This is a genomic window from Sphingopyxis sp. (assembly GCF_036261875.1).
GTDB lineage: Bacteria > Pseudomonadota > Alphaproteobacteria > Sphingomonadales > Sphingomonadaceae > Sphingopyxis.
Genome location: NZ_DATAJZ010000007.1, coordinates 303,694 through 326,197 on the forward strand (window position 1 = coordinate 303,694; position 22,504 = coordinate 326,197).

The following is a 22,504-nucleotide window of genomic DNA, read 5'->3' on the forward strand; positions in this document are numbered from 1 at the left end:
CATGGTGGGGAACAAGGGAGGTCTGGCGGCCCGCGTCAACTATCCGTGGATCATGATCGGGCTGCTCTGGCTCGTCGCGTTCCTCAACGCGGCCGACCGCAACATCCTGCTCGCCGTCCTTCCCGACCTCAAGGCCGAATTCGACCTCACCGACACCCAGCTCGCGCTGCTCGGCTCGGTCTTCTTCTGGATCTACGCCGTCGGCGCCTTCGTCGCGGGCCGCGTCGGCGACAGCGTGCGCCGCAGCCGCCTCATCATCTTCGGCCTTGTCTTCTGGAGCGTCGCGACCGGGGCATCCAGCCTCGCGACCGGCTTTGCGCTGCTGCTTTCGATGCGCGGGCTCGTCGCGGTCGGCGAGTCGACATACTACCCGACCGCCACTGCGCTGATCGGCGACTGGCACAAGCCGCAGATGCGCAGCCGCGCGCTGTCGCTGCACCAGACCGCGGTGTTCGCCGGGTCGGGACTGGGCGCCGTCGCGGCCGGCTATATCGCCGACGCGTTGAGCTGGCACGCGCCGTTCCTGATTTTCGGCGCGGTCGGGCTGGTTCATGCCGTCATGCTGTGGTTCTTCCTCCACGACGCGCCGATCGTCCGCACCGCCGCCGAGGAAGGCAAACCCGCCGAACCCATCGGTATCGTGCTCCGCATTCCCGCGGCGCTGATTCTCTGTGCCGTCTTCGCGCTGGCGACGGGCGCCTCGACGGGGGTCACCTTCTGGGCGCCCTATTTCGTCAAGAATCTGCTCGGCCTCAATCTGGCCGATTCGGCTTGGGTCGGCTCGGCGACGATCAATATCGCCGGTTTCTGCGCGGTCCCGCTCGGCGGTTTGCTCGCGGACACGCTGGCGAAGAAATCGCCGATCGGCCGCTTCACGACGCTTGCGATCGGGCTCGGGCTTGCCGGACTGCTGCTGCTGCCGCTGCTCGGCGCAAAGACCGCGACGCAGATCGGCATGGTGCTGGTTGCGACCAGCATCGCGAAGGGCCTGTTCGACGGCTGCATCTACGCCGCGATGCAGGATGTCGTCCCGCCGCACGCCCGCGCCACCGCGGTCGGCATGATGACGATGATCGGTTTCCTCGGCGCCGGCATCACCCCGATCCTCGTCGCGTGGATCGGCGAGAGCTTTGGCATGGGGTCGGGAATCGTCGCGATGGCGGGGCTTTACGCCGTCGCCGTTCTCATCCTGCTCGGCACCCGCCTGCAGGCCCGCCGCGGCGTCGCGGCCAATCAGGAGGTCGTCCATGTCGTCGAGTAAGGCGCTGATCCTCACCGCGCCGCGCACGCTGGCGTTCGAGGAAAGCGCGTTCGCCCCGCTCGGTCCCGAAGAGGTGCGCATCCGCACGCTCTTCTCGGGGATCAGCGCGGGCACCGAGCTGACCCAATATCGCGGCACCAACCCCTTCATGCACCGCCGCTTCGACGAGGCGCAGCGCCTGTTCGTCGATGCCGAGGTGCCGAGCTGGGACTGGCCGGTGCGCAACCTCGGCTATGAGGAATCAGGCGAGATTGTCGAGGTCGGCAGCGGGATCTCCGACCTGAAGGTCGGCCAGCGCCTCTTCGGCACGTGGAACCACAAGACGCATCATGTCGCGACCGCCGACTATACCCGCGACCGGCTGCTGCCCGAGGGCGCCGACCCGCGCATCGGCATCTTCTCGCACATCGGCGCGGTGGCGCTGAACGGTGTCCACGACGCCCAGATCCGCATCGGCGACACGATCGCCGTATTCGGCTTGGGCGTACCCGGCCAGATTGTCGCGCAAGCCGCCCGCGCGTCGGGTGCGCGCGTGATCGCGATCGACCCCGACGCCGCGCGCCGCGACATCGCGCTCCGCCATGGCGCACATCTCGCGATCGAACCCGCAGGCGCGGCCGAGGAAATCAAGCGCCTCACGGGCGGCCGCGGCGCCGACGCGTGCATCGAGGTGTCCGGCGCGCCGCCCGCGCTCGGCGAAGCGATCCGCGCCGCCGCCTACAACGCGCGCGTCGTCGCGATGGGCTTCTTCCAGGGCGCGATTCCGGGCCTCAAGCTCGGCGAGGAATTTCACCACAACCGCATCCAGCTCATCTGCTCGCAGATTTCCGGCGTCTCTCCCGACGCGAGCTATCGCTGGTCGAAGCCGCGGCTGTGGCGCAGCGCGATCGAGCTGCAGCACGACGGCACGCTCGACCTGATCCCGCTGATCACCCACTGCGCGCCGTTCGAGGACGCACCGAAGCTGTTCGACCAGCTCGACCAAGGCGCGCCGGGCATGTTGCAGGCGATGCTGGAGTTCGGCGCATGAGCGCGCTGCGCGTCGGCCTGCTCGGCTGCGGCGGCATCGGTGCGCGCCATGCTGGCGCGGTCGCTGCATTGCCCGACGATATGGAACTGGTCGCTTGCTGCGGCCGCGATGCGGAGAGGACGAGGGCGTTTGCGGAGGGTCGCACTGCCGCCGCCTACACCGACCTCGATGCTATGCTGCGGCAGGAGCGTCTCGATCTCGTCATTGCGACATTGCCCCCCTATAATCGCGGTGGCGAGATCGAGCGCGTTGCGAAAGCGGGCGCCCATCTGCTCGTCGAAAAGCCGATCGCGCTCAATCAGCCGGCCGCCGACGCGATGGTCGCCGATGTTTCGGCCACCGGCGTCGTCGCCGCCATCGGCTTCATGTACCGCTTCGGCGATGCGGTACGGCGCTGGAAGGCGGCCGATACCGGAGAGGTCGGACTCTACGCCGGCGCCTATCACTGCAACGCGCTCCACGCAGACTGGTGGCGCGAGGAGGCGAAATCGGGCGGCCAGATCCTCGAGCAGGTGATCCATCAGGTCGACCTGATCCGTCATCTGATGGGCGAGCCCGATACCGTCTATGCCCGCCGCGCCAATTTCGCGCACCACGACACGCCGGGCTATGATGTCGAGGATATCAGCGCGATCGTCTTCGGGTGGGACGACGGCCGCATCGCGACGCTCAACGCGTCGAACATCGCGGTGCCCGGCGTGTGGCACAAGGAGTGGGCGGTCTATGCCGAGCGCATGACCGGGCGCTTCACCAGCTGGAACGACGCCGTGCTGACACGCACCGCCGGCGAGGTCTCGGCCGAGGAAATCGCCGGACCGACCGATCCCTTCGTCGCGCAGCTCGCCGACGTGCATCGTGCGATCACGACCGGCGGCGCGCCCTATATTCCGCTCGCCGAAGGCGCGGCTTCGCTCAAGCTGGCGCTGGCGGCCCGCCAATCGGCCGACGAACGCCGCGAAATCCGGCTGACCGCATGATCGCTCTCGAAAAGAGCGGCGTCCGCCTCGACGGGATACAGCCGTTGCTCGACGGCACGGTCCCCGCCTGCTGGCCCGCGAGCGAAATCCCCGGCGGGATCGAATGGGCGCTCGAAGCGGGCGGTGCGATCCGCCTCGCGATCGGCCAGGATTGCGATACGGTCCGCTTGGACGTCTCGGCGAGTGGCCTCGACGAAGCGCCGTTGTCGCTCGGTCTGCGCTTCGGCGCGGTGCGCGGCGTCCGCCGCTATCTCCGCAACGGCTATCACAGCTGGGACGGCAGCTTCTTCGCCGATCCCGGCACCCCCGCAGGCGACGCGCCGCCGGGCAAGGAACCGACTCTCGGCTTCGCGATGACCGCGCTGGTGCCAACCGAAGCGCAGGGCGCCCTCATACTCGGCTTCGACCGCCACGATCGCTTTCAGAACCGCTTTCGCTTCGGCGGCGATGCGGCGGCGATGACGATCGACGTCGAAACCTTGCTCGACCGCACCGGCCGGGTCGCGGCCGAAAGCCTGTTCGTCTACGCCGACCCCGACGTCGAGACCGCGCTGATCCGCTGGTCCGATCGGGTCGCCGCCGCCTCTCCGACGCCGCCGCGCATCCCCGACAAGCGGATCAAGGGCTGGTGCTCGTGGTACAATCTCTACGCCGCGATCAACGAAGAAAATATCCGCGAGCATCTGACCGCGGCCGCGCATTATCGCGACACCCACGGCCCCGATCTCGACATCTTCCTGATCGATGACGGCTTCACCCCCGAAATGGGCGACTGGCTCGACGTCAAACCGCAATTCCCGCACGGAATGCAGCCTTTGCTTGGCGAGATCGCCGGGGCGGGCTTCACCCCCGGTCTGTGGATCGCACCCTTCATGGTCGGCAACCGCAGCCGGCTCTATGTCGAGCATCCCGACTGGGTGGTGCGCGAGAAGGCGACCGGCAAGCCGCTGATCCAGATGGCCTTTTACGGCGAGTTCCGCTGGCACAAGCGCAGCGAGGAATATTATGTCCTCGACATCACGCATCCCGATGCCGAGGCGTATATCCGGCGCGTTTTCCGCACTTGGGCGCATGAATGGGGTGCGCGCTATTTCAAGACCGACTTCATGTTCTTCGGCGCCGAATATGGCCCCGACCGCGCTGTCTGGCACGAGAGCGGCCTGTCGCGCGTCGAAATCTGGCGCAAGATGGGCGCGATCATCCGCGAAGAGATCGGCGATGCCTTGTGGCTGGGCTGCGGCTGCCCACTCTGGGCTTCGGTCGGGCTGGTCGATGCGATCCGCATCGGGCGCGACGTCGGGGTCAAATGGTCGGGCGATCAGTCGGCCGAGAGCCTGCTCCGCGATCAGGCGACGCGCAACCATGCCGCGGGCCGGCTGTGGCAGGCCGATCCCGACTGCATCCTGCTCCGCGACCGCTTCCACGATCTGACCGACGCGCAGGTGGAAAGTCTCGCATTGCTGGCCGGTCTGTCCGGCGGGGTGTTGATGACGAGCGATCATCTCGGCGAACTTACGCCCGAACGCGCAACGCTGTTCGACGCGCTCGCGGCGCTCGATGTGGTCGACTGCCGCTATCCGTCGCTCGGCAATGGCGAGGCGCTGATCGTCCAGCGCGCGACGCTCGCCGACGGCCGGACGCTCGAACTCCGGCTCGATCCCGAAACCGGCGAGAGCCGCTGCACCGACAGCGCCGGGGCGGTCTGGCCATGACCTTCGACCCGACCGAACATCCGCACCGGCGCTACAATCCGCTGCGCGGCGAGTGGATTTTGGTATCGCCGCACCGCGCGAAACGCCCGTGGCAGGGCGAGCAGGGCAGGGACGTGACCGAGCTGCCGCCGAGCTACGATCCGACCTGCTACCTCTGTCCCGGCAACACGCGCGCCAATGGCACGACCAACCCCGCCTATGCGGGACCGTTCGTTTTCGACAACGACTTCGCCGCGCTGCTTGCCGACACGCCCGCGCCCGAAACGTCGGGCGATCCGCTGTTCCGCACCGAAGCCGCATCGGGCACCTGCCGCGTGATCTGCTTCTCGCCCGATCATGCGCGCGGGCTGCCGCTGCTGTCCGACGCCGAGATCGCCGCGGTCGTCGACTGCTGGTGCGAGCAATGCGCCGACCTCGGCCGCACGCACGCGAACGTGCAAGTCTTCGAGAACCGCGGCGCGATGATGGGCTGCTCGAACCCGCACCCGCACGGGCAGGTCTGGGCGACGAAGCACATCCCCGCCGAGATCGCATGCGAGGACGCGAGCCAGCGCGCGTGGGCCGGCGCGAAGCCGATGCTCCTCGAACTCGCCGAACGCGAAGTCGGCGGCCCGCGTGTCGTCGTCGAGCATGACGACTGGCTTGCGATCGTCCCCTATTGGGCAAGCTGGCCGTTCGAGACGCTGCTGCTGCCGCGCTTCGCGGTGCAGCGCTTGCCCGATCTCGAAGCCGCGCAGTGCCAAAGCCTCGCCGCGATCCTCGGCGAGCTCACCCGTCGCTACGATGCGCTCTTCGACTGCGCCTTTCCTTACTCGATGGGCTGGCACAGCGCGCCGTTCGGTGAAGGCGACGTCGGCCACTGGCAGCTCCACGCCCATTTCTATCCGCCGCTCCTCCGCTCGGCGACGGTGCGCAAGTTCATGGTCGGCTACGAACTGCTCGCCGAGGCGCAGCGCGACCTCACCCCCGAGCAAGCCGCCGAGCGCCTCCGCGCCGTCAAGCCATGACGCTCGCCGACCGCATCCTCGTACGCTTCGCCGAACTCGTCGGCGCCGCGCCCGACTTTGCCGTCCGCGCCCCCGGCCGCGTCAACCTGATCGGCGAGCACACCGACTATAACGACGGCTTCGTACTCCCCGCCGCGATCGGCTTGCAAAGCATCGTCGCGGTCCGCCGCCGCCCCGACTCCATCGTCCGCATGATCGCCGCCGACTTCGGCGATGCGGTTAGCGCGTTCGATCTCGCACAGCCGATGGCGCGCGACCCGAACCAGCCTTGGTCCGACTATATCCGCGGCGTCGCCACCATCCTGCAGGCGGAAGGCGTCGATCTCGGCGGTCTCGACATGCTCGTTGCGGGCGACATTCCGCAGGGCTCGGGCCTGTCCTCCTCGGCCTCGCTCTCGGTCGCGAGCGGGATGGCGTTCGGCGAACTGTTCGCACCCGGCCGCTTCGACGCGACCGGGATCGCGCTGATAGCCCAGCGCGCCGAATGCGATTTCGTCGGCATGCGCTGCGGCAATATGGACCAGCTCGCGTCGGCCCATGGTACGGCCGATCACGCCTTGCTCATCGACTGCCGCAGCTTGGACGTTCGCCCGGTCGCCCTGCCGACCGATACCGCTATCCTGATCGTCCACTCGGGGATCAGCCGCGGCCTCGTCGATGGCCACTACAACGAGCGCCGCGCCCAGTGCGAAGCCGTGGCGCGCCAACTTGACGGCCCCGCACTTCGCGATGTCATGCTCGGCCAGCTCGAAGCCGCGCGCGCCGACCTCGACCCCGTCGCCTACCGCCGCGCGCGCCACGTCGTCACCGAGAACGCCCGCACGCTCGCCGCCGCCGATGCGATGGCCGCAGGCGATCTCGCCGCGCTCGGCGAGCTGATGGCCGCCTCACATGCTTCGATGCGCGACGATTTCGAGATCACGCTTCCCGCGATCGACCAGCTCGTCGCCGAGCTGCAGGCCGCGGCCGGCCCGCGCGGCGGCGCACGCATGACCGGCGGCGGCTTCGGCGGCGCGGTCGTCGCGCTCGTCGCGGCCGATGCGGTCGAAACGGCGGTGGCCCACATCGAAGCGCGCTATCGCACGCCGGAAGGCAACAAGCCGCTAATCATGGTCGAACGCGCCCACGCCGGCGCGTCCTTCCTCTAAAAGCAGGCGCAAGGGACAGGATATGAGCGACAAGATTGCGCTGATCGAAGCGGGCGGCACCAAGTTCATCGTTGGCGTCGGCGATGCCTCGCGCAACATCCACGCCCGCACCCGCATCGACACCACGCGCCCCGACGAAACGATCCCCGCCGCGGTCGAATGGCTCCGCGCGCAGGGCGGCGACTATGCGGCGGTCGGCATCGCGAGCTTCGGCCCCCTCGACCTCGACCCCGCCTCGCCCAAATGGGGCCATATCACCCGCACCACCAAACCGCACTGGAGCGACGCCGACATCGCCGGGCCGTTCGCGCGCGCCTTCGGTTGCCCGGTCGCGATCGACACCGACGTCAACGGCGCCGCGCTCGCCGAATGGAAGTGGGGCGCGGGGCAGGGGACGAGCTCGACGCTGTATCTCACCGTCGGCACCGGTGTCGGTGGCGGCGCAGTCGTCGGCGGACGGCCGATCCACGGCCTCAGCCACCCCGAGATGGGGCATATCCGCATGCCGCGCCATCCTGCCGATCTCGATTTCGCGGGGCATTGCCCGTTCCACGGCGACTGCCTCGAAGGCCTCGCCGCCGGCCCCGCGATCATTGCGCGCTGGGGCGCATCTCTCTCCGACCTGCCCGCCGATCACATAGGGCACGAGATCATCGCCTGGTATCTCGCGCAGGCGGCGCAGACCTTTCAGGCGATTCTCGAACCGGCGCGGATCATTCTCGGCGGCGGAGTGATGGGGACACCCGGCCTGCTCGATCGCGTTCGGGCGGAGACTGGCAAGGCGGCGGCGGGCTATTTTGCCGGTACGCCGGAAGAGATCATCGTTGCGCCAGCACTTGGTGAAAATACCGGCCTGCTCGGCGCCCTGGCGTTTGCGGCCCGGCCGGCGAACTTGGATTACCTGCTTACCGGGACGAAAAGAGCATGATTACCAAGCTTCCGATCAGCGTGCACGAGAAACCATGGGGTTTGACACAACTTCCTGAGCCGTTCGGTCATCTTTCCGGCGCCCCGGTCGGCGAAATATGGTTTGATCCGCCTCCAGGAGCGGAGCTGCTGGTCAAATATCTGTTCACGAGCGATCGCCTCTCCATACAAGTTCACCCCGACGATCAGCAGGCGAAGCAGAGGGGTAAGGCATCGGGAAAGGAGGAGTGCTGGTACATTGTCGACGCCCGGCCGGGCGCCGTGATCGGTATCGGAACCTGGAGAATACTTGACGCTGCCGGGCTGCGAACTGCCTGTTTGTCAGGCGAAATCGAAGAGCTGCTGGAGTGGCATCCGGTCTCCGCAGGCATGTTCTTTCATGTGCCGCCCGGCACCGTCCATGCGATCGGCGCTGGCATCTCGCTGATCGAAGTTCAGCAGAATAGTGACGTTACCTATCGCTTGTATGACTACGGGCGGCCGCGGCCGTTGCACCTTCGAGAGGCAATCGATGTCGCTCACGCGGGTCCGATGCCACAGGCTCTCAGGCAATTTGTCGATCCAATGCAGACTCGGCCTCTGCTCCGATCGGCTGCATTGAATGTTTTCCATTATAGCGCGGCAGACAGTCGAATCGTCAATTTGACGACGTCCACACTTATCATCCCGATCGCTGGCCATGTCGAACTTGGTGGCGTCGCTATCTGCAGCGGCGAATGCGCTTTGGTCGAAGGGGAGGATCGAATTGAAATGAAACATGGCGCTCGTCTTTTGGCAGCTTTGTCCGGTCTGGATTCGGCGCGCGCGGGCTTGTAGATTTAAGCATTACCTCTTTTCTGGTTCGCTGGCGGCTTGGTGTGGCGTGAGTTCAATTTACGAGAGCTATTCTGCGCGACACTTTATCAATTGGAATCCCGCTAAAAAATTTTCAAAATCGGCGAGCGTCTCCTTTTCACAGTTCGCGCCTGGAAGCAGACCGTCTGAAACCGGCCATTTTGAGCCGAAGGACGCCGTTCCTCCAGACGGACTACTGGGAGCTCGCTCTGCGAAACATCAAAGGCTGTCGCCCGACACCGCGCGCAATTCTGCCGTTCGCGCAACGAGTGGCTAAACGCTTCGTTAAGCGGGGAAGCACTATCGTCTCTGACCACTATTTGCGGGATTGCAGTAAAAATGGCCCTCGGCGCCAGCGGTAATTTGTCCGTTCAATCGGACGCTGTCCTACGCGAGCAATATGCGAGCTTGGCGCGGCAAGTTCCGCTCATGTACGCGCTCATGTTCCTCAACGTCTTGTTTCTCGCGATCGTAACCGCCGACGGCGAATCTTGGGCCATCAGCTTCATGGCGCCGCTGGCCTTGACGGTGATCATCGGGGTGCGCGGAGCAGCGTGGTATTTGCGAAGAGGCACCGTCGCCACCGATGATCATATTCGCCGATATCTGCGCGGCACGGTCCTTCGAGCCGGTGCCTTCAGTCTCATGTTCGGAGGCTGGGGCCTCTTTCTTTTCCTGGTTGCCGATCCCTTTCACACGACCGCTATCGCGCTGTTCATATTCGTTGGTTCGATCAGCTGTTGCTATTGCCTGCAGGCCCTCCCCGCCGCGGCCCGGCTTGTTCTCCTGTTCGGAGCTTTGCCGGTCACCATCGGCCTACTCGTCTCGCGTGACTGGTATTTCACGGGGATGGGCCTGACATTCCTGCTTGGAGCCGGGGTCATCCTGCGAACAATCGCGACCACGCGGTCGGCGGTGTATGAATCGCTTCGGTCGCGGTCGGAAATGTCTGCGCTGATCGAAGCTCTTCGGCGAAGCGAGGAACATTACCGGTTTTCGGTCGAACTCAACCCCCAGATTCCATGGATCAGTGATCCCGAAGGACAGATCGTCGAAGTGGGGCCGCGCTGGACCGAGCTCACCGGCGTGCCCGCTGAGGAGGCGCTCGGCGGGGGCTGGACCAATTATCTCCATCCCGACGACCTGCCCAGCGTTCTCGCGCACTGGAGCCAGGCACTGACATCGGTCGACAATGCTGTTGCTGACGTGCGGTACAGAGTTCGTAACACGGACGGCAGTTACCGATGGTGCCGCGCGCGAGCCAATCCGCGTCGCAACGCTGACGGGCGGATCGTCAGCTGGTATGGAACTCTGGAAGATATCCACGATCAGGTGACTGCGGAACTGGCCTTGCGGGAGAGCGAGGAGCGCTACCGCTTGGCTTCCCACGCCACGAACGATGTGATCTGGGACTGGTCGCACCGCACCGACCGCATCGAATGGGGCAACGGAGCGGTAGACGTGCTGGGTTATCCGGAAGCGTCGAAAGGCACTCCGGTCAGCTGGTGGAAGGAGCGGATTCATCCTGATGACTTGCCCGGCGTGGACGCGACATATGACACGGTGCTGCGCAACGTCCAGGATAGCTGGAGTCATGAATATCGGTTCCGCGCTGCGCATGGCAATTTCATCAACCTCTTTTCGCGGGGCTACGTCGTGCGCGATGACGAGGGGCATGCAGTACGGTCGATCGGCGCGCTTCTTGACGTCACCGCCGCGCGCCGGTCCGAGGAGGAGCTGCGATGGGCTGCGAACCACGATCCCCTCACGGGACTGCCCAACCGCAAGCTCTTTAGCGAAGTACTGGAACAGGCGCTCGCCGGGGCCGCCGCAGACACTTCGTGCGTTTGCGTTATCGTTATAGATGTCGATGGGTTCAAGCTCCTCAACGACAGCATGGGGCATGCGGCGGGCGATGAGCTTCTCAAAACTATAGCGCGACGCCTGCAGGGTAACCTTCCTGCCAGTGCGACGGTGGCCCGGCTCGGCGGCGATGAATTCGCGGTGATTGTGCCGGGGCTGGCTCCTGATTCCGCGCGCGCCTCGGCTGTTGATGCAATCCTCAAGGGCGTCGCGGATACACTGACCATCGACGAGAGCGTCTTGCCCGTCAGCATTAGCGCGGGCGCCGCAGTGTGGCCGGCCGACAGCGACGACGCCGAAGGGATTCTGAAGAGCGCAGACCTCGCGCTTTACGCGGCGAAGGCAGAAGGCGCGGGGGTCGTACGCGAATTTCGCTCCGAGATGCGCGAGGCTGCTGAGAGCCGCAAGGCCATGCTGCGCGAGGCGCGCGAGGCTCTTCGCGACGACCGGATCATCCCTTTCTATCAAGCAAAAGTCGACCTTCGCAGCGGCGACGTCATCGGTTTCGAAGCGCTGCTACGCTGGCACCATCATCGGCGTGGCCTTCTGCCCCCCAATAGCATTCAGGCTGCATTCGACGACAGTCTGCTCGCCAGTGAACTGACCGACCGGATGATCGACCGCGTACTTGCTGACGTAGCGGACTTTAGCGATAAGGGCGTTGCCTTCGGCCGTATCGCAATCAACGGTTCGCTCGCGGATTTCCGGCGCGACGACTTCGCGGACCGTATTCTCGGCAAGTTTCACCGCGCCGGCATTCCGCCGACGCAGCTCGAACTGGAAGTTACCGAAAGCGTCTTCGTCGATCATCTTGCCCTCAATGTAGAGCGTGCGTTGCAAGCCTTGGTAGCCGAGGGCGTGTCGATCGCCCTCGACGACTTCGGTACCGGTTATGCATCCTTGACGCACCTACAGCAGTTTCCGGTCGATGTTCTGAAGATCGACAGATCGTTCATTTCACGGCTCGATAGCGCAGACAGCGCCGATTTCGCAATCGTTCACGGCGTGATCGACATCGCGCATCGTATGAACATCGTCACGGTCGCGGAGGGCGTGGAAAACGATAACCAGCTCGTTCAGCTGCGCAATCTCGGCTGCGATATCGCGCAAGGCTATCTGTTCAGCCGCGCAATCAGCTTCGAACGCGTGCCGGCCTGGCTGCGGAAGTGGGGACAGAACCGTCCTGTATGGTCAGAGGCGGCGGCTGATCGAGCGACAGCCGAACCGCCTACACGCATGGCATGATCGAAAGAGGGGCCGGCCAAGGTGTCGCATCAGCATTGAAAACACAGTGGGGTACCTCGGCGTTGATTTGGAAGTTGCGCTGACGTTGGCGGAAGGCATCGAAGTCTGACGTGTCGATTTGAACACCCTGAGGGCGAGCGCTCTGACGTGCAGCTGAACGTCCGCTCTGTTTGTTTGGACGCCAATAGCGGCCAGTCAGCAAACGTTGAGAGTTTCAGACGCCGTTAGGCGTCAGAAAGTCTTCGATGCCCGAACCGCGGGGATCGTGGGCTGAGCTATGGGGAAAGCAGTTTTGTGCTGATGGTGGGAAGGCCAGATGTTGCCCAAAAGCGGACGTGCGCGATAGCGGACCTTCTGAATTTAGATCGCAAAAGCGGACGTGGAAAAGCGGACGGGCCGATTTTGATATGGCGACGTCTGCTTTTGAGCAGCACCGGCGCGAGCGGGGTCGCTTCCAGGGGCGGGGGTGCGCTGGATCGTGTCGGTGCCAGGCCGTGCCGGATCACGGCGTAGGTGTCCCGGGTGCGAGGGATGGCGGTGGCGGCGCGCGAGGCTGATAACGGCGCTCGAACACCTCGATGACGATCATGATGCCGCCACAGCACGGGCAGGTCGGTCGGGGCTCTGCATCGTCGGTCGGTTCCTCGGACGGGGGAGGCGCGACATCGAGCAGACGTCGCGCGCGTTCGAGATGATCCTTGCGGCGTGCGCTGGCGAGGAGGCCATAGTGGCGGATGCGGTGGAATCCGCGAGGCAGGGCGTGGAGGAGGAAGCGGCGGATGAACTCGTCGGCGGCGAGTGTCATGACCTGCTGCCGTCCGGCGCCGGCCTTGCGATAATCCTTGTAGCGGAAGGTGACCCCGGCATCGTCGAAGCGGAGGAGGCGGCTGTTCGATATGGCGACCCGGTGGGTGTATCGAGACAGATAGGCGAGCACCGCCTCGGGGCCCGCAAACGGCGGCTTGGCATAGACCACCCAGCGCTTCTTCCTGACGGGCGAGAGGTGGCGCAGGAATGCGCGTCGTTCGGCAAGATGCGTCAGGCTGCCAAAGAAGGCGAGCTTGCCGTCATCGTGCAGCGCGCGCAGCCGGGTCAGGAACAGGCGGCGAAACAGGGCACCAAGGACGCGGACCGGGAGCAGGAAGGCGGGGCGGGCGGATATCCAGCGTGTTCCATCGCGCGAGATGCCGCCGCCCGGCACGATCATGTGGATGTGGGGATGATGGGTCAGCGCCGAGCCCCAGGTGTGAAGCACGGCGGTGATGCCGATCCGGGCGCCAAGATGCTTCGGGTCGGCGGCGATCGTGAGCATCGTATCGGCCGCGGCCTTGAACAGCAGGTCATAGACGAGCGCCTTGTTGTGGAAGGCGATCGCGGCGACCTCGGCAGGCAGGGTGAACACGACATGGAAATAGCCGACGGGCAGGAGGTCGGCCTCGCGGGCATCGAGCCAAGTGCGCGCGGCAGCGCCCTGGCATCTTGGACAGTGCCGGTTGCGGCAGCTGTTATAGGCGATCCGCCAGTGCCCGCAGTCGGTACAGGCCTCGACGTGACCGCCGAGCGCGGCGGTGCGGCAATGCTCGATCGCCGACATGATCTTGAGCTGATGCAGGCTCAGATGTCCGACATGGGCGGCGCGGTAGGTTGGCCCGGCAGCGCGGAAGATGTCGGCGACCTCGAGTGAGGCGCGCATCCCGCCTCAGCCGTCAGGGGCTTCCTTGCTCGGCGATGCGAGCGCGAGCCTGTCGAGCGGACTGGTCACCGCGCGCATCGTCTTGGTGGCGACCTTCGTGTAAAAGGCGGTCGTATTTAGCGCGGCGTGGCCAAGCAGGACCTGGATGACGCGGATATCGACACCATCTTCGAGAAGATGGGTGGCGAAGCTGTGCCGCAGGGTGTGCGGTCCGACGCGCTTGTCGATGTCCGCGGCCTCAGCGGCCTCGACGACGACGCGGTAGAGCTGGCGCGTGCTGATCGGAGCCGAAGCGCTCTGTCCGGGGAAGAGCCAGCCATCGGGAACGAGGAAGCCCTGTTGCCGTCCGGCGCGCCACCAGTCGCGGAGCAGCAGGAGCAGGCCTTCGGGCAGCATCGCGTTGCGGTAGCGTCCGCCTTTACCGCGCTCGATCCGGAGCAGCATCCGCTTGCTGTCGACGTCGCTGATCTTGAGCGCTGCCACCTCGGCCACCCGCAGGCCCGCGCCATAAGCGACCGACAGCGCCGCCTGATGCTTGAGCGAGCGTGTGGCATCGAGCAGCCGCTTCACCTCGGCCATGGTCAGAACGACCGGGATCTTGCGGACCTGCTTGGTGCGGATCAGCTTACGCACGAGATCGGGGCGGTCGAGCGTGTGGGTAAAGAAGAACCTCAGCGCGCCGACGATGCTGTTCATCGTCGGCGCCGGCACGCCCGCCTGCTGCTGCTCGAACTGGAACTGCCGGATATCCTCGGTGCTCGCGGTGTGGGGCGAGCGACGCAGCCAGGTCGCGAACCGTCCGACGTCGCGAAGATAGTTACGCTGCGTCTCCGTGGAGAACCCGCGCAAGGTCATATCGTCGATCAGTCGCTGGCGCAGCGGGCTGATCGGGCCAATCTGGATAAGCTCGTTCATCGTTCGACTCCTCAGTTGAAGGAGTCGAAAGGGTCTGCCTCTGACCGCAGACGTTCAATCAGGCGCGGCGTTCGTCGGGCCGCTTTACATCGAGGCTAGCGCCAATCCGCGGAGCGGTTCGTGCAACGGCCAGTACTGTCCACAGGGCGCATCAGGGGCATCTTCGGTCAATCGTGCTAGCTCTAATCGGCCGGTTTATTCACCACCTTCTGATCATGCTGCTATCAAGCCGGCAGCACCTGCGTGAGAACGCTGCCTGCAAGCCGCGCTGTAGCGAGGAGGCGCGATAGGTCGTGTCCGCTTCGCGCCTTTGCCGAAAGCCCGGACATCGTCGTGGCGACAAAATCGGTCACTTGATCGGCCGCCTCCGGATGGCGCGCCGCGATATAGTCATGGATGAACGTTTCCGCACCGAGGTTGAGCGCGCGAGCGGCTTCGCGCGCATCGTCGTCGTTGCAACGCGTGCCTTCGAGTACAAGGCACCCGCCTGCCGCCGGGTTGAACGCATAGCGACGCGCGGCCTCCTCCAGCATAGCCGCAACGGCATCGGCGACGGGGACGTCGGGACGCAGAATGTCCGCGAGCGGAATCGCTTCGGTGTCCGTCCAATAATCGAGCACGCGCTGGTAAAGTCCGGCTTTGCTGCCGAAAGCGGCGTAAAAGCTTGGCGGATTGATGCCGAGCGCGTCGGTGACATCGGCGACGCTGACGGCGTCATAACCGCGTTCATGGAAAAGTTGCTGCGCAGTCGCCACCGCTGCCTCGGGATCGAACTTACGTGGACGGCCACGCGTGCGGGATCTATTTGTAGTAACCATTACAAAATGCCTTGACGATGGCTTTCGCGATATTATGTAGTGGACGATACATTAATAAGCAAGGAGTCTCCCGATGTCCAACTTTCAAGGAAAATCCGTTCTGGTCCTCGGCGGCAGCCGCGGAATCGGCGCGGCGATCGTCCGCCGTTTTGCGTCCGACGGCGCCAAGGTCGTCTTCACCTACAACGGATCGCGCGAGGCGGCCGAGCAGCTGGCGACCGAAACCGGCACCAGCGCGGTAGCGACCGACAGCGGCGACCGCGACGCAGTGATTGCACGCGTGCGCGAGAGCGGCCCGCTCGACATACTGGTCGTCAACGCCGGCTTCGCGCTGTTCGGCGACGCGCTCGACCTCGATCCCGACGACGTCGACCGGCTGATCCGCGTCAACGTCACCGCCCCCTATCATGCGTCGGTCGAGGCCGCGCGGCAGATGCCCGACGGCGGCCGCATCATCGTGATCGGTTCGGTAAACGGCGACCGCATGCCTCTCCCCGGCATGGCCTCCTATGCACTGAGCAAATCGGCGCTGCAGGGCATGGCGCGCGGACTGGCCCGCGATTTCGGACCGCGCGGAATCACGATCAATATCGTGCAGCCCGGCCCGATCGATACCGACGCCAACCCCGAGGACGGACCGATGCGCGAGCTGATGCACAGCTTCATGGCGATCAAGCGCCACGGGCGGCCCGAAGAGGTCGCTGGCATGGTTGCTTGGCTGGCTGGCCCCGAAGCGGGTTTTGTCACTGGCGCCATGCACACGATCGACGGCGCATTTGGTGCCTGAGGTGGAGCAGGGGACGGTCGCAAGACCGCCCCCTTTGCCGACGGTCGCGCCTTAAATGGCAAGATTTGGCCGTGAGCAAGCCCTGACTTACGGTCAGCAGATATGTCCATCCAGCGGTTCAATGCCATGTGGGCGGAATAAGTGCTCTATACGCGAATCTACACGAAAGAGCGGATCTGCCGCTACTTGCTCGCGACAGCATTCTGGCATCTCTTGCTGAGTATCAGGGACAAGCGCCGATGGACTGTGAAGCTCGGCGCGACTTTGCTGGTCCTCGCTGGGGTCACGTTTGTCTGGGTGACGCTCGCTCTCCACCTCTATGGCTTCAACATGGTTTTTTGATGCCGGCGGCGGGTGGTCAGTCGTTTTCGCGCGATCGGCGCGGTCGAGCCGCCTTTCGGGGAGCAGCCCTGCGACATTTCGCGGCATGTCTTTATCGAGGCCGCACCGCTTGTAGGGACGCCCTTCGAAGCCAAGGACATCGCCATCGACGTCGACTCCCCGGAGAGGAGCGCAACGGCGCGCAGCGACATGTGATGTGTCAGGCCTCGTCTAGGTCAGGGCTTCAAATGCTTCCATGATCCGGTCACGAGTCCGCCTGTCAGGTGCAACTTCCGACATGGCGAACAGGCTTGCCTTGGCGCCCTCGACATCGCGGGATTGCAACTGCAGACGCGCCAGATTTTGCCAGGCCTCGAGGCGCCTCGGTGCGACCCTGGTTATCCGCTGATAAATTGCGAGACCCCGCTGATGATCCTTTTCCTGCTCTGCGCGGATTCCCTGATTGTTCAGCAGCCGGGCCAGCACATCGCGATTGCTCATCCGCACGGCGCTGAGTGCGGCGGCGCCGCCTTCCTGGCCTAGACTCGCACGGTACACCGCTGCAACTTGTCCCGCTGACAGCACAGCGCCTCCGGCAAACGGATCGAGCACCACCGGATTCTTCTCGCCCAGCTGGACAAGCACCTTGCCGGGGAGATTGAGCACATAGGCGCTCCAGCCCGTCCGGCGGGCCATGGCGACATAGAGGATCGACAGTGCAATCGGCAGGCCGCGCTTTCGGTCCAGCACCCTGATGAAGTCCGCGTTGACGGGTGCATCATAAGTTTCATCGTCGCCAACGAACCCCAGTTCGCCGTGCAGAACGCGCGAAAGCGCCGCGGCCCGTTCTTCCGGAAGGAACGCGCTTCGGCCTTCAGCGCACACCCGGTCCTCAATATCTTCGAGCATGTCGAGATAATGGGCGATGTCCGCATTTTCATGATCGAGTTGGCTGAGAGCGAGCGATGCCAGGTCGAGCAGGATATCTTCGTCTTCGATGAGGCCGATGGCAGCAATATCCATGATCATGTCTCCTTTTCGACCAAACCAAGCCGCTGCGCCAGCACGGGCCGGCTTTCGCGAATGTCCTTGCGATAGGCTTCATTCTCGCCCGGTGCTTCTAGCCGCGGATTGGCTAGCCACGCGCATTGTTGCGGGCTGAGAAAGTCCGCGAGCGGTGTGCGATAGGGTATAGCGAGGTTGATCTGCGTGCGCTGAGCCGGCGTCAGCGGCAGATGGCGCGCCGCATTTTTGCGCAGATAGAATTGCGGTTCACCGTCAAGCGCGAACCCGCCACTGTCGATCGCGCCAAATCCCTCCTCGTGGGCATAAGCATCGAGTTCGGAACGCGCCGCCGCGCGGGGATCGAAATGGACCTGCACCACTTCCTCGCCATCGATCCAGCCAGCGTCGGTCGTGATGACCGCCGGATGCTGCGCGAGGCTCGTTTCGCCCGACCAGAAGCACGGCGTCGTGTAGGTCGCCGATTTGCTGAGGCCATTTTCGATCAGCAGGTCGCGCCCCAACAGGCGGAAGTAGCCAGGAACGTCGCCGCCGAGCAATTCCAGCACGGCGACGATCTTTTGGTGCAGAGCCGGCGCATCATAACGATCGGCGAGCTTGGGCAGCAACTCGGCGCCATCGGGCCCGAGAAACCGCACCACGGGATTATTCCATGATGGCTCGTCGAAGCGGCGCAGGATCTCGGCGTCCGCCCCCGGGCGGTTGTTGAAGATGGCCACGGGCACGAACCGATCTGCGATAAGTTCCACCATCAAGGGATGGGTCAGTACATCCTGCCCGAAACGCACGCACGTCGAGCAGCCCGGCACCTCCTGAAAGAGCAGCAGAACCGGTTTTCTCTGCTCGGCTGCGACCGCGAGACCGGCGTCCAGATCGCGCAGCCAGGCGACGTCGCCGAGCTCGCGATGCTCGCGCAAGGAAACTAGATTTTGTTGCATGGGTCTAATCTAGTGAGGGCGGTTCGCAATACAATGCGAGCGGGGCTATCGCGAAGTGATTCCAGAGCCGGCTCAATCGTGTCGTAATCCGAAAAGGCTAAGTTCCAATTGCATCGATTTTCGGTTCCAGTTTTGGTTGAAGAGCCCTCCATTTGGGTCGCACGGATGCACATAACTGTTCGCGTCTTCCCTTGCTTTGCAGAATCAGTCCTGCATCTGCGCCCTGCGTCCGCGCGGCGCAGTTGAACATGGGCGCGGAACGTCAGACGGTGAGATCGAAGGCATAAAACGCAAAACAGATATATGCGCCATTCATATACGTATCCGTGCACCTCATGGGCGGCAGCGCGACAATTTAGAGAGGAAGTGGTAACGGCCTACCGAGTTGGAAGCGTCAAACCTTGTTCGCGCGACTGCATTCCGCAGGTATTAAGGCTGGCCGCTCGGCCAGAAAGGAGGGGTCTCGCTCCATGTCCAACTTCGTCGCTGAGAAATCGATCGCGGCGGTGAGAGCAGTCGATGAGGTTCGCGATGGCATGCTTGTCGGGTTAGGGACCGGAAGCACCGCCGCTTATGCCGTGAAAAGCCTCAGCGAGCGCATCAAGCACGGCCTTCGCATCACCGCGGTCGCCACATCCCAAGCGACCGAAGCTCTAGCTCTCCGTCTTGCGGTGCCGCTTGTTCCCTTTCAACAGCTTAGCGCTGTCGACCTGACGATCGACGGCGCCGATGAAATCGATGACCGCTTCCAAGCCATCAAAGGGGGAGGCGGCGCCCTGCTTCGCGAGAAAATCACCGAGTCCGCATCCACGCGCGTGATCATCATCGCCGATTCCAGCAAGCTTGTTGCGCAGCTCGGCAAATTCCCTCTGCCCGTGGAGGTGGTTCCTTTCGCCACCGAGTTTGTTCGTGCACGCCTGTCCGCACTCGGAGCCCGTGTTACTGTTCGCGAAGCGGGTGGGACGCCCTTCCTCACGGACCAGGGCAATTACATCCTGGACGCAGCTTTGGATGAGATACCAAGGCCGCGCGAGATCGCCGCCGCGATCACCACAATCCCGGGCGTCCTGGAGCATGGACTGTTCTTGGATGAAATCGATACAATCATGATTGCGCGCGGTGACATGGTGGAGGTGCGACACCGGGGTGAAGCTTGAGGTCTTGCATATCATCACCTGCGCGGCGTCGATGGCGGCGCTGACACATTCTTAGCCGCGACCTCGGGCATTTTTTTAACCCGTTCGTCGCGCGCCATAGCCCCAAGGTATCAATCCAGCCCGGCGCCTTGATAAGATGGAAGTGATTTTTTTGGCGCGCGCTATCAGTCGGTGGAATCAAAACCCTTTTAAAACCGAGATTTCCTCGCCGGACGCGCGGATAAAAGGAGGCTAGTCTATGACTTGCTGTCTATGCCCCGCGCACATATAGACGCGCCGATGGATGGACCTCGAGACCGCAATATATTTGGGGCGTTCGCACTGATGATCAGCGACGACATCGTTCGCGCTAGTTCATCGCGGGCACCGGAAGCTGGCCCCGCCGCCTCAGCGCTGGCGCTACTCGCGCACCAGCCCGGGCTCTCGATCCGCATGCTTGCGGTCGGGGTAGGCCTTTCCCATGCAGGGACGGTTCGCCTGGTGGATCGATTGGCTACCGAGGGATTGATCGAACGCAGGGAGCATTCGTCAGATGGGCGCACGCGGGCCCTCTACCTCACTCCAACCGGAAAGATTGCGAGCGACGAGGTTCTTGCTTCGCGCGACGAGGTGATTGCCGAAGGATTATCGATCCTGAAGCCCGACGAACTGAAAATCCTATGCGACATGGCTGAACGCGTCCTGCGCGATCGCCTGGAAAACCTGGAGCATTCCTACCGCATCTGCCGCCTGTGCTGCTATGAAGGCTGCACCAACTGCCCCATCGACGCCGAATTGCACGAACGGGGGGTGGAACGCGGGAAAAGTGGCGACGGGTAGGGCTCGCAATTTGCGGACGTGATGGGCCGATCTGGAAGGCAAATTACGAAGGCGCGCTTGCGCGAAGCGCGGCGCCCGTGACGAGGGCAAGCCGCTTGATGTAGGCGCGATCCGATCGTCCCCCCAATACCGCGATCCGCCAGTATAACGGGGCTGCGATGAGGTCGGCCGCCATCTCACGGTCCACCAAGGGCGACACTTCCCGGCGTTTGATCGCCCGATTAATCAGGCCATTGATCCGCTCGCGCCGTGCGCGCTGGAAAGGCCGGATCGCCATTTCCAATGCCGGCGTCCGCTCGATCTCGCCATGAAGGTCGGTCAGAATCCGTCGCACCTTGGGATGCCTCAGAACGCGGCGGATGGCGAGGAGCACCGCTTGCAGATCAGCCTCCAGCGAGCCGTGCTCTTCCACATCGGTCATCGTCAACCCGACATGCGACAGCAAATCGCTGGCCATCGACACCTTGTCCGGCCAGCGGCGGTAAAGCGCAGCCTTGCCGACCCCTGCAGTTCGCGCCACCCGTTCGAGGCTCAGACCCGCATAGCCAGTCCTTGCCCATTCTTCGAAGAAGCTGCGCGTCAGTGCATTCGTTACGTCAGCACGCATGACCGCTGCTCCGCTGAGAACACGGGCTGCTTTCGGATTTCCGTCGGAACGCTTGTGTTCCATCGATGCCTTCCTATATATCTCAGCGGAACGCTACCGTTCCAACCGATTGGGATTAGTTCATGACAGACAGTGTGGAAAGCTTTTCAGCGATGCTTCGAAAGGCATTGGGTGATCGTCTCGCTCCCGATGCTGCCACCTTTCTCGACATGGTGGCTGAAAATGGGGTGATGGAATTTCCTTATTCGCCGCCAGGCCTTCCGACCCGGTTGGTTGGAAAGGCTGCTATCGCGCGTCACCTTGAAAGCCTTGGTGACATGATAGCCTTCGACCGCATGGGTGAGCCGACCATTCACGCCACGACCGACCCCGATGTTACCATTGTCGAGTTCGAAGGCTTCGGAAGCGGCGTTGCGACCGGGGAATCCTATGACCAACGCTACATATCCGTGATCCGGACGGACGCCGGGCGGATTATGCACTATCGCGATTACTGGAACCCGCTGGTGGTGCTGCGCGCGCTTCGCGGCAGCGCGGTTGTCGATGCCCTTGTCGGCGGAGCGTCAGACCATGGTTGATCGGGTCTTGGTGACTGGGGGCACGGGCAAGACGGGCGCGCTGGTTGCGCAGCAGCTTACGGCACGCGGTGTCGAACCCCGCATCGCAACCCGCAACGCCACGATGCCGGAGCAGGTTCGCTTCGAGTGGGGCGACGTTGCCTCCCACCGTACCGCGCTCGAGGGTGTGGACGCGATCTACTTGGTCGCTCCTACCGACCGAACGGACCACCTGACCGTCATGCGCCCGCTGCTGGAACAGGCCGTGGCACAAGGAGTGGCCCAGCTGGTGCTGCTGAGCGCATCGTCTATCGACGAGGGCGGGCCGATGATGGGTGAGGTTCATGGGTGGCTCAACGCCAACGCGCCTCGCTGGACGATACTGCGCCCGAGCTGGTTTATGCAGAACTTCGTTACGCAGCATCTCCCGTCGATCATCAACGAGGGTTGCATCTACTCGGCGACGAAGCATGGGCGTATCCCGTTCATCGACGCAGCCGACATAGCGGCGGTCGCAGTCGAAGCCTTGGTGGATCCAGTTTTCGGGTCAGGAGAAAGGATCCTGACCGGTCCTGAAGCTCTCTCATATGACGAGGTTGCGGACCGAATCACCGCCGTGGCCCAGCGCCCCGTCCACCACTGCCGGTTATCGGTGGAGCAGCTTGCACGCCGCTACGCCGGGTTCGGCATTCCTGAGGGATATGCGGACACGCTCGCGCGCATGGACGACGCGATCTCATATGGGTCGGAGGACAGGACCACAACAGAGGTCGAGCAAATAACGGGACGCATGCCAACCAAGCTGACCGCCTTCCTCGCCGCTCACAGAGAGGCATATCAGGGGCGCCAATCAGGCTGACGGTGA

General features: G+C 63.9%; 20 protein-coding genes. 14 read left to right on the top strand and 6 right to left on the bottom strand.

The window, feature by feature from the left end; genetic code table 11:
- Window position 1: 1 nt before the first annotated feature.
- The 9 genes from VHO04_RS03265 (at window position 2) to VHO04_RS03305 (ending at window position 12,004) form a co-directional block, all read left to right on the top strand.
- Window positions 2–1,261 carry an MFS transporter gene (locus VHO04_RS03265; RefSeq protein ID WP_293643487.1) on the top strand — a complete coding sequence of 420 codons (1,260 nt, stop codon included), beginning with the start codon at window positions 2–4 and terminating at the stop codon, window positions 1,259–1,261.
- Window positions 1,248–2,291, top strand: a complete 1,044-nt coding sequence (locus VHO04_RS03270) for a zinc-binding dehydrogenase (RefSeq protein WP_293643486.1) — start codon at window positions 1,248–1,250, stop codon at window positions 2,289–2,291. Before VHO04_RS03265 ends, VHO04_RS03270 begins: the two co-directional genes overlap by 14 nt.
- A complete protein-coding gene (locus VHO04_RS03275) occupies window positions 2,288–3,268 on the top strand; it encodes a Gfo/Idh/MocA family protein (RefSeq protein ID WP_293643485.1) in 981 nt (326 codons plus the stop codon). Before VHO04_RS03270 ends, VHO04_RS03275 begins: the two co-directional genes overlap by 4 nt.
- Window positions 3,265–4,980, top strand: coding sequence for a glycoside hydrolase family 36 protein (locus tag VHO04_RS03280; protein ID WP_293643484.1), 1,716 nt, complete (start codon window positions 3,265–3,267; stop codon window positions 4,978–4,980). Before VHO04_RS03275 ends, VHO04_RS03280 begins: the two co-directional genes overlap by 4 nt.
- A complete protein-coding gene (locus VHO04_RS03285; RefSeq protein ID WP_293643483.1) occupies window positions 4,977–5,987 on the top strand; it encodes a UDP-glucose--hexose-1-phosphate uridylyltransferase in 1,011 nt (336 codons plus the stop codon). Before VHO04_RS03280 ends, VHO04_RS03285 begins: the two co-directional genes overlap by 4 nt.
- On the top strand, window positions 5,984–7,135 hold the full coding sequence (gene galK, locus VHO04_RS03290) for a galactokinase (protein ID WP_293643482.1): 1,152 nt from the start codon (window positions 5,984–5,986) through the stop codon (window positions 7,133–7,135). Before VHO04_RS03285 ends, galK begins: the two co-directional genes overlap by 4 nt.
- Before the next feature lie 22 nt (window positions 7,136–7,157).
- Window positions 7,158–8,063 (top strand): ROK family protein, encoded by a 906-nt coding sequence (locus VHO04_RS03295; protein ID WP_293643481.1) that lies wholly within the window; start codon window positions 7,158–7,160, stop codon window positions 8,061–8,063.
- Window positions 8,060–8,878, top strand: a complete 819-nt coding sequence (locus tag VHO04_RS03300; protein WP_293643480.1) for a class I mannose-6-phosphate isomerase — start codon at window positions 8,060–8,062, stop codon at window positions 8,876–8,878. Before VHO04_RS03295 ends, VHO04_RS03300 begins: the two co-directional genes overlap by 4 nt.
- 357 nt (window positions 8,879–9,235) lie before the next feature.
- Window positions 9,236–12,004, top strand: coding sequence for a putative bifunctional diguanylate cyclase/phosphodiesterase (locus VHO04_RS03305; protein WP_251644547.1), 2,769 nt, complete (start codon window positions 9,236–9,238; stop codon window positions 12,002–12,004).
- A 502-nt stretch (window positions 12,005–12,506) separates the two neighbouring features.
- On the opposite strand, the gene VHO04_RS03310 is transcribed toward VHO04_RS03305, so the two are convergent.
- The 3 genes from VHO04_RS03310 to VHO04_RS03320 form a co-directional block, all read right to left on the bottom strand.
- Entirely contained in the window at window positions 12,507–13,697 is a 1,191-nt protein-coding gene (locus VHO04_RS03310) for an IS91 family transposase (protein WP_251644548.1), read from the bottom strand.
- Between the two features lie 6 nt (window positions 13,698–13,703).
- Window positions 13,704–14,612, bottom strand: a complete 909-nt coding sequence (locus VHO04_RS03315; RefSeq protein ID WP_003044904.1) for a tyrosine-type recombinase/integrase — start codon at window positions 14,610–14,612, stop codon at window positions 13,704–13,706.
- 224 nt (window positions 14,613–14,836) lie between these two features.
- Complete coding sequence (locus tag VHO04_RS03320; RefSeq protein ID WP_003044907.1) at window positions 14,837–15,367, bottom strand: TetR/AcrR family transcriptional regulator; 531 nt, start codon at window positions 15,365–15,367, stop codon at window positions 14,837–14,839.
- Between the two features lie 136 nt (window positions 15,368–15,503).
- Here VHO04_RS03320 and bdcA point away from each other — a divergent pair, with 136 nt between their 5' ends.
- Complete coding sequence (gene bdcA, locus VHO04_RS03325) at window positions 15,504–16,217, top strand: SDR family oxidoreductase (RefSeq protein ID WP_003044917.1); 714 nt, start codon at window positions 15,504–15,506, stop codon at window positions 16,215–16,217.
- 552 nt (window positions 16,218–16,769) lie between these two features.
- On the opposite strand, the gene VHO04_RS03330 is transcribed toward bdcA, so the two are convergent.
- Window positions 16,770–17,561, bottom strand: a complete 792-nt coding sequence (locus VHO04_RS03330) for a SirB1 family protein (protein WP_011540427.1) — start codon at window positions 17,559–17,561, stop codon at window positions 16,770–16,772.
- Window positions 17,562–17,563: 2 nt separating this feature from the next.
- Entirely contained in the window at window positions 17,564–18,478 is a 915-nt protein-coding gene (locus VHO04_RS03335; RefSeq protein ID WP_003044924.1) for a VPGUxxT family thioredoxin-like (seleno)protein, type 2, read from the bottom strand.
- Window positions 18,479–18,969: 491 nt separating this feature from the next.
- On the opposite strand from VHO04_RS03335, the gene rpiA reads away from it, so the two are divergent.
- Both rpiA and VHO04_RS03345 read left to right on the top strand, forming a co-directional pair.
- Window positions 18,970–19,656, top strand: a complete 687-nt coding sequence (rpiA, locus tag VHO04_RS03340) for a ribose-5-phosphate isomerase RpiA (protein ID WP_003044927.1) — start codon at window positions 18,970–18,972, stop codon at window positions 19,654–19,656.
- A gap of 324 nt (window positions 19,657–19,980) precedes the next feature.
- On the top strand, window positions 19,981–20,475 hold the full coding sequence (locus tag VHO04_RS03345; protein ID WP_231292901.1) for a MarR family winged helix-turn-helix transcriptional regulator: 495 nt from the start codon (window positions 19,981–19,983) through the stop codon (window positions 20,473–20,475).
- Window positions 20,476–20,518: 43 nt separating this feature from the next.
- Here VHO04_RS03345 and VHO04_RS03350 read toward each other — a convergent pair whose 3' ends face one another.
- Window positions 20,519–21,145, bottom strand: coding sequence for a TetR/AcrR family transcriptional regulator (locus VHO04_RS03350; protein ID WP_003044933.1), 627 nt, complete (start codon window positions 21,143–21,145; stop codon window positions 20,519–20,521).
- A 59-nt stretch (window positions 21,146–21,204) separates the two neighbouring features.
- Here VHO04_RS03350 and VHO04_RS03355 point away from each other — a divergent pair, with 59 nt between their 5' ends.
- Window positions 21,205–21,660 (top strand): nuclear transport factor 2 family protein, encoded by a 456-nt coding sequence (locus tag VHO04_RS03355; RefSeq protein WP_231292902.1) that lies wholly within the window; start codon window positions 21,205–21,207, stop codon window positions 21,658–21,660.
- On the top strand, window positions 21,653–22,498 hold the full coding sequence (locus VHO04_RS03360; protein WP_003044938.1) for an NAD(P)H-binding protein: 846 nt from the start codon (window positions 21,653–21,655) through the stop codon (window positions 22,496–22,498). The genes VHO04_RS03355 and VHO04_RS03360 overlap by 8 nt, the downstream gene beginning before the upstream one ends.
- Window positions 22,499–22,504: the final 6 nt, after the last annotated feature.

Coding starts and splice junctions, on each gene's coding strand:
- VHO04_RS03265 (WP_293643487.1), top strand. CDS start 2: ATGGTGGGGAACAAGGGAGGTCTGGCGGCCCGCGTCAACTATCCGTGG.
- VHO04_RS03270 (WP_293643486.1), top strand. CDS start 1,248: ATGTCGTCGAGTAAGGCGCTGATCCTCACCGCGCCGCGCACGCTGGCG.
- VHO04_RS03275 (WP_293643485.1), top strand. CDS start 2,288: ATGAGCGCGCTGCGCGTCGGCCTGCTCGGCTGCGGCGGCATCGGTGCG.
- VHO04_RS03280 (WP_293643484.1), top strand. CDS start 3,265: ATGATCGCTCTCGAAAAGAGCGGCGTCCGCCTCGACGGGATACAGCCG.
- VHO04_RS03285 (WP_293643483.1), top strand. CDS start 4,977: ATGACCTTCGACCCGACCGAACATCCGCACCGGCGCTACAATCCGCTG.
- galK (WP_293643482.1), top strand. CDS start 5,984: ATGACGCTCGCCGACCGCATCCTCGTACGCTTCGCCGAACTCGTCGGC.
- VHO04_RS03295 (WP_293643481.1), top strand. CDS start 7,158: ATGAGCGACAAGATTGCGCTGATCGAAGCGGGCGGCACCAAGTTCATC.
- VHO04_RS03300 (WP_293643480.1), top strand. CDS start 8,060: ATGATTACCAAGCTTCCGATCAGCGTGCACGAGAAACCATGGGGTTTG.
- VHO04_RS03305 (WP_251644547.1), top strand. CDS start 9,236: ATGGCCCTCGGCGCCAGCGGTAATTTGTCCGTTCAATCGGACGCTGTC.
- VHO04_RS03310 (WP_251644548.1), bottom strand. CDS start 13,697: ATGCGCGCCTCACTCGAGGTCGCCGACATCTTCCGCGCTGCCGGGCCA.
- VHO04_RS03315 (WP_003044904.1), bottom strand. CDS start 14,612: ATGAACGAGCTTATCCAGATTGGCCCGATCAGCCCGCTGCGCCAGCGA.
- bdcA (WP_003044917.1), top strand. CDS start 15,504: ATGTCCAACTTTCAAGGAAAATCCGTTCTGGTCCTCGGCGGCAGCCGC.
- VHO04_RS03330 (WP_011540427.1), bottom strand. CDS start 17,561: ATGGATATTGCTGCCATCGGCCTCATCGAAGACGAAGATATCCTGCTC.
- rpiA (WP_003044927.1), top strand. CDS start 18,970: ATGTCCAACTTCGTCGCTGAGAAATCGATCGCGGCGGTGAGAGCAGTC.
- VHO04_RS03345 (WP_231292901.1), top strand. CDS start 19,981: ATGATCAGCGACGACATCGTTCGCGCTAGTTCATCGCGGGCACCGGAA.
- VHO04_RS03350 (WP_003044933.1), bottom strand. CDS start 21,145: ATGGAACACAAGCGTTCCGACGGAAATCCGAAAGCAGCCCGTGTTCTC.
- VHO04_RS03355 (WP_231292902.1), top strand. CDS start 21,205: ATGACAGACAGTGTGGAAAGCTTTTCAGCGATGCTTCGAAAGGCATTG.
- VHO04_RS03360 (WP_003044938.1), top strand. CDS start 21,653: ATGGTTGATCGGGTCTTGGTGACTGGGGGCACGGGCAAGACGGGCGCG.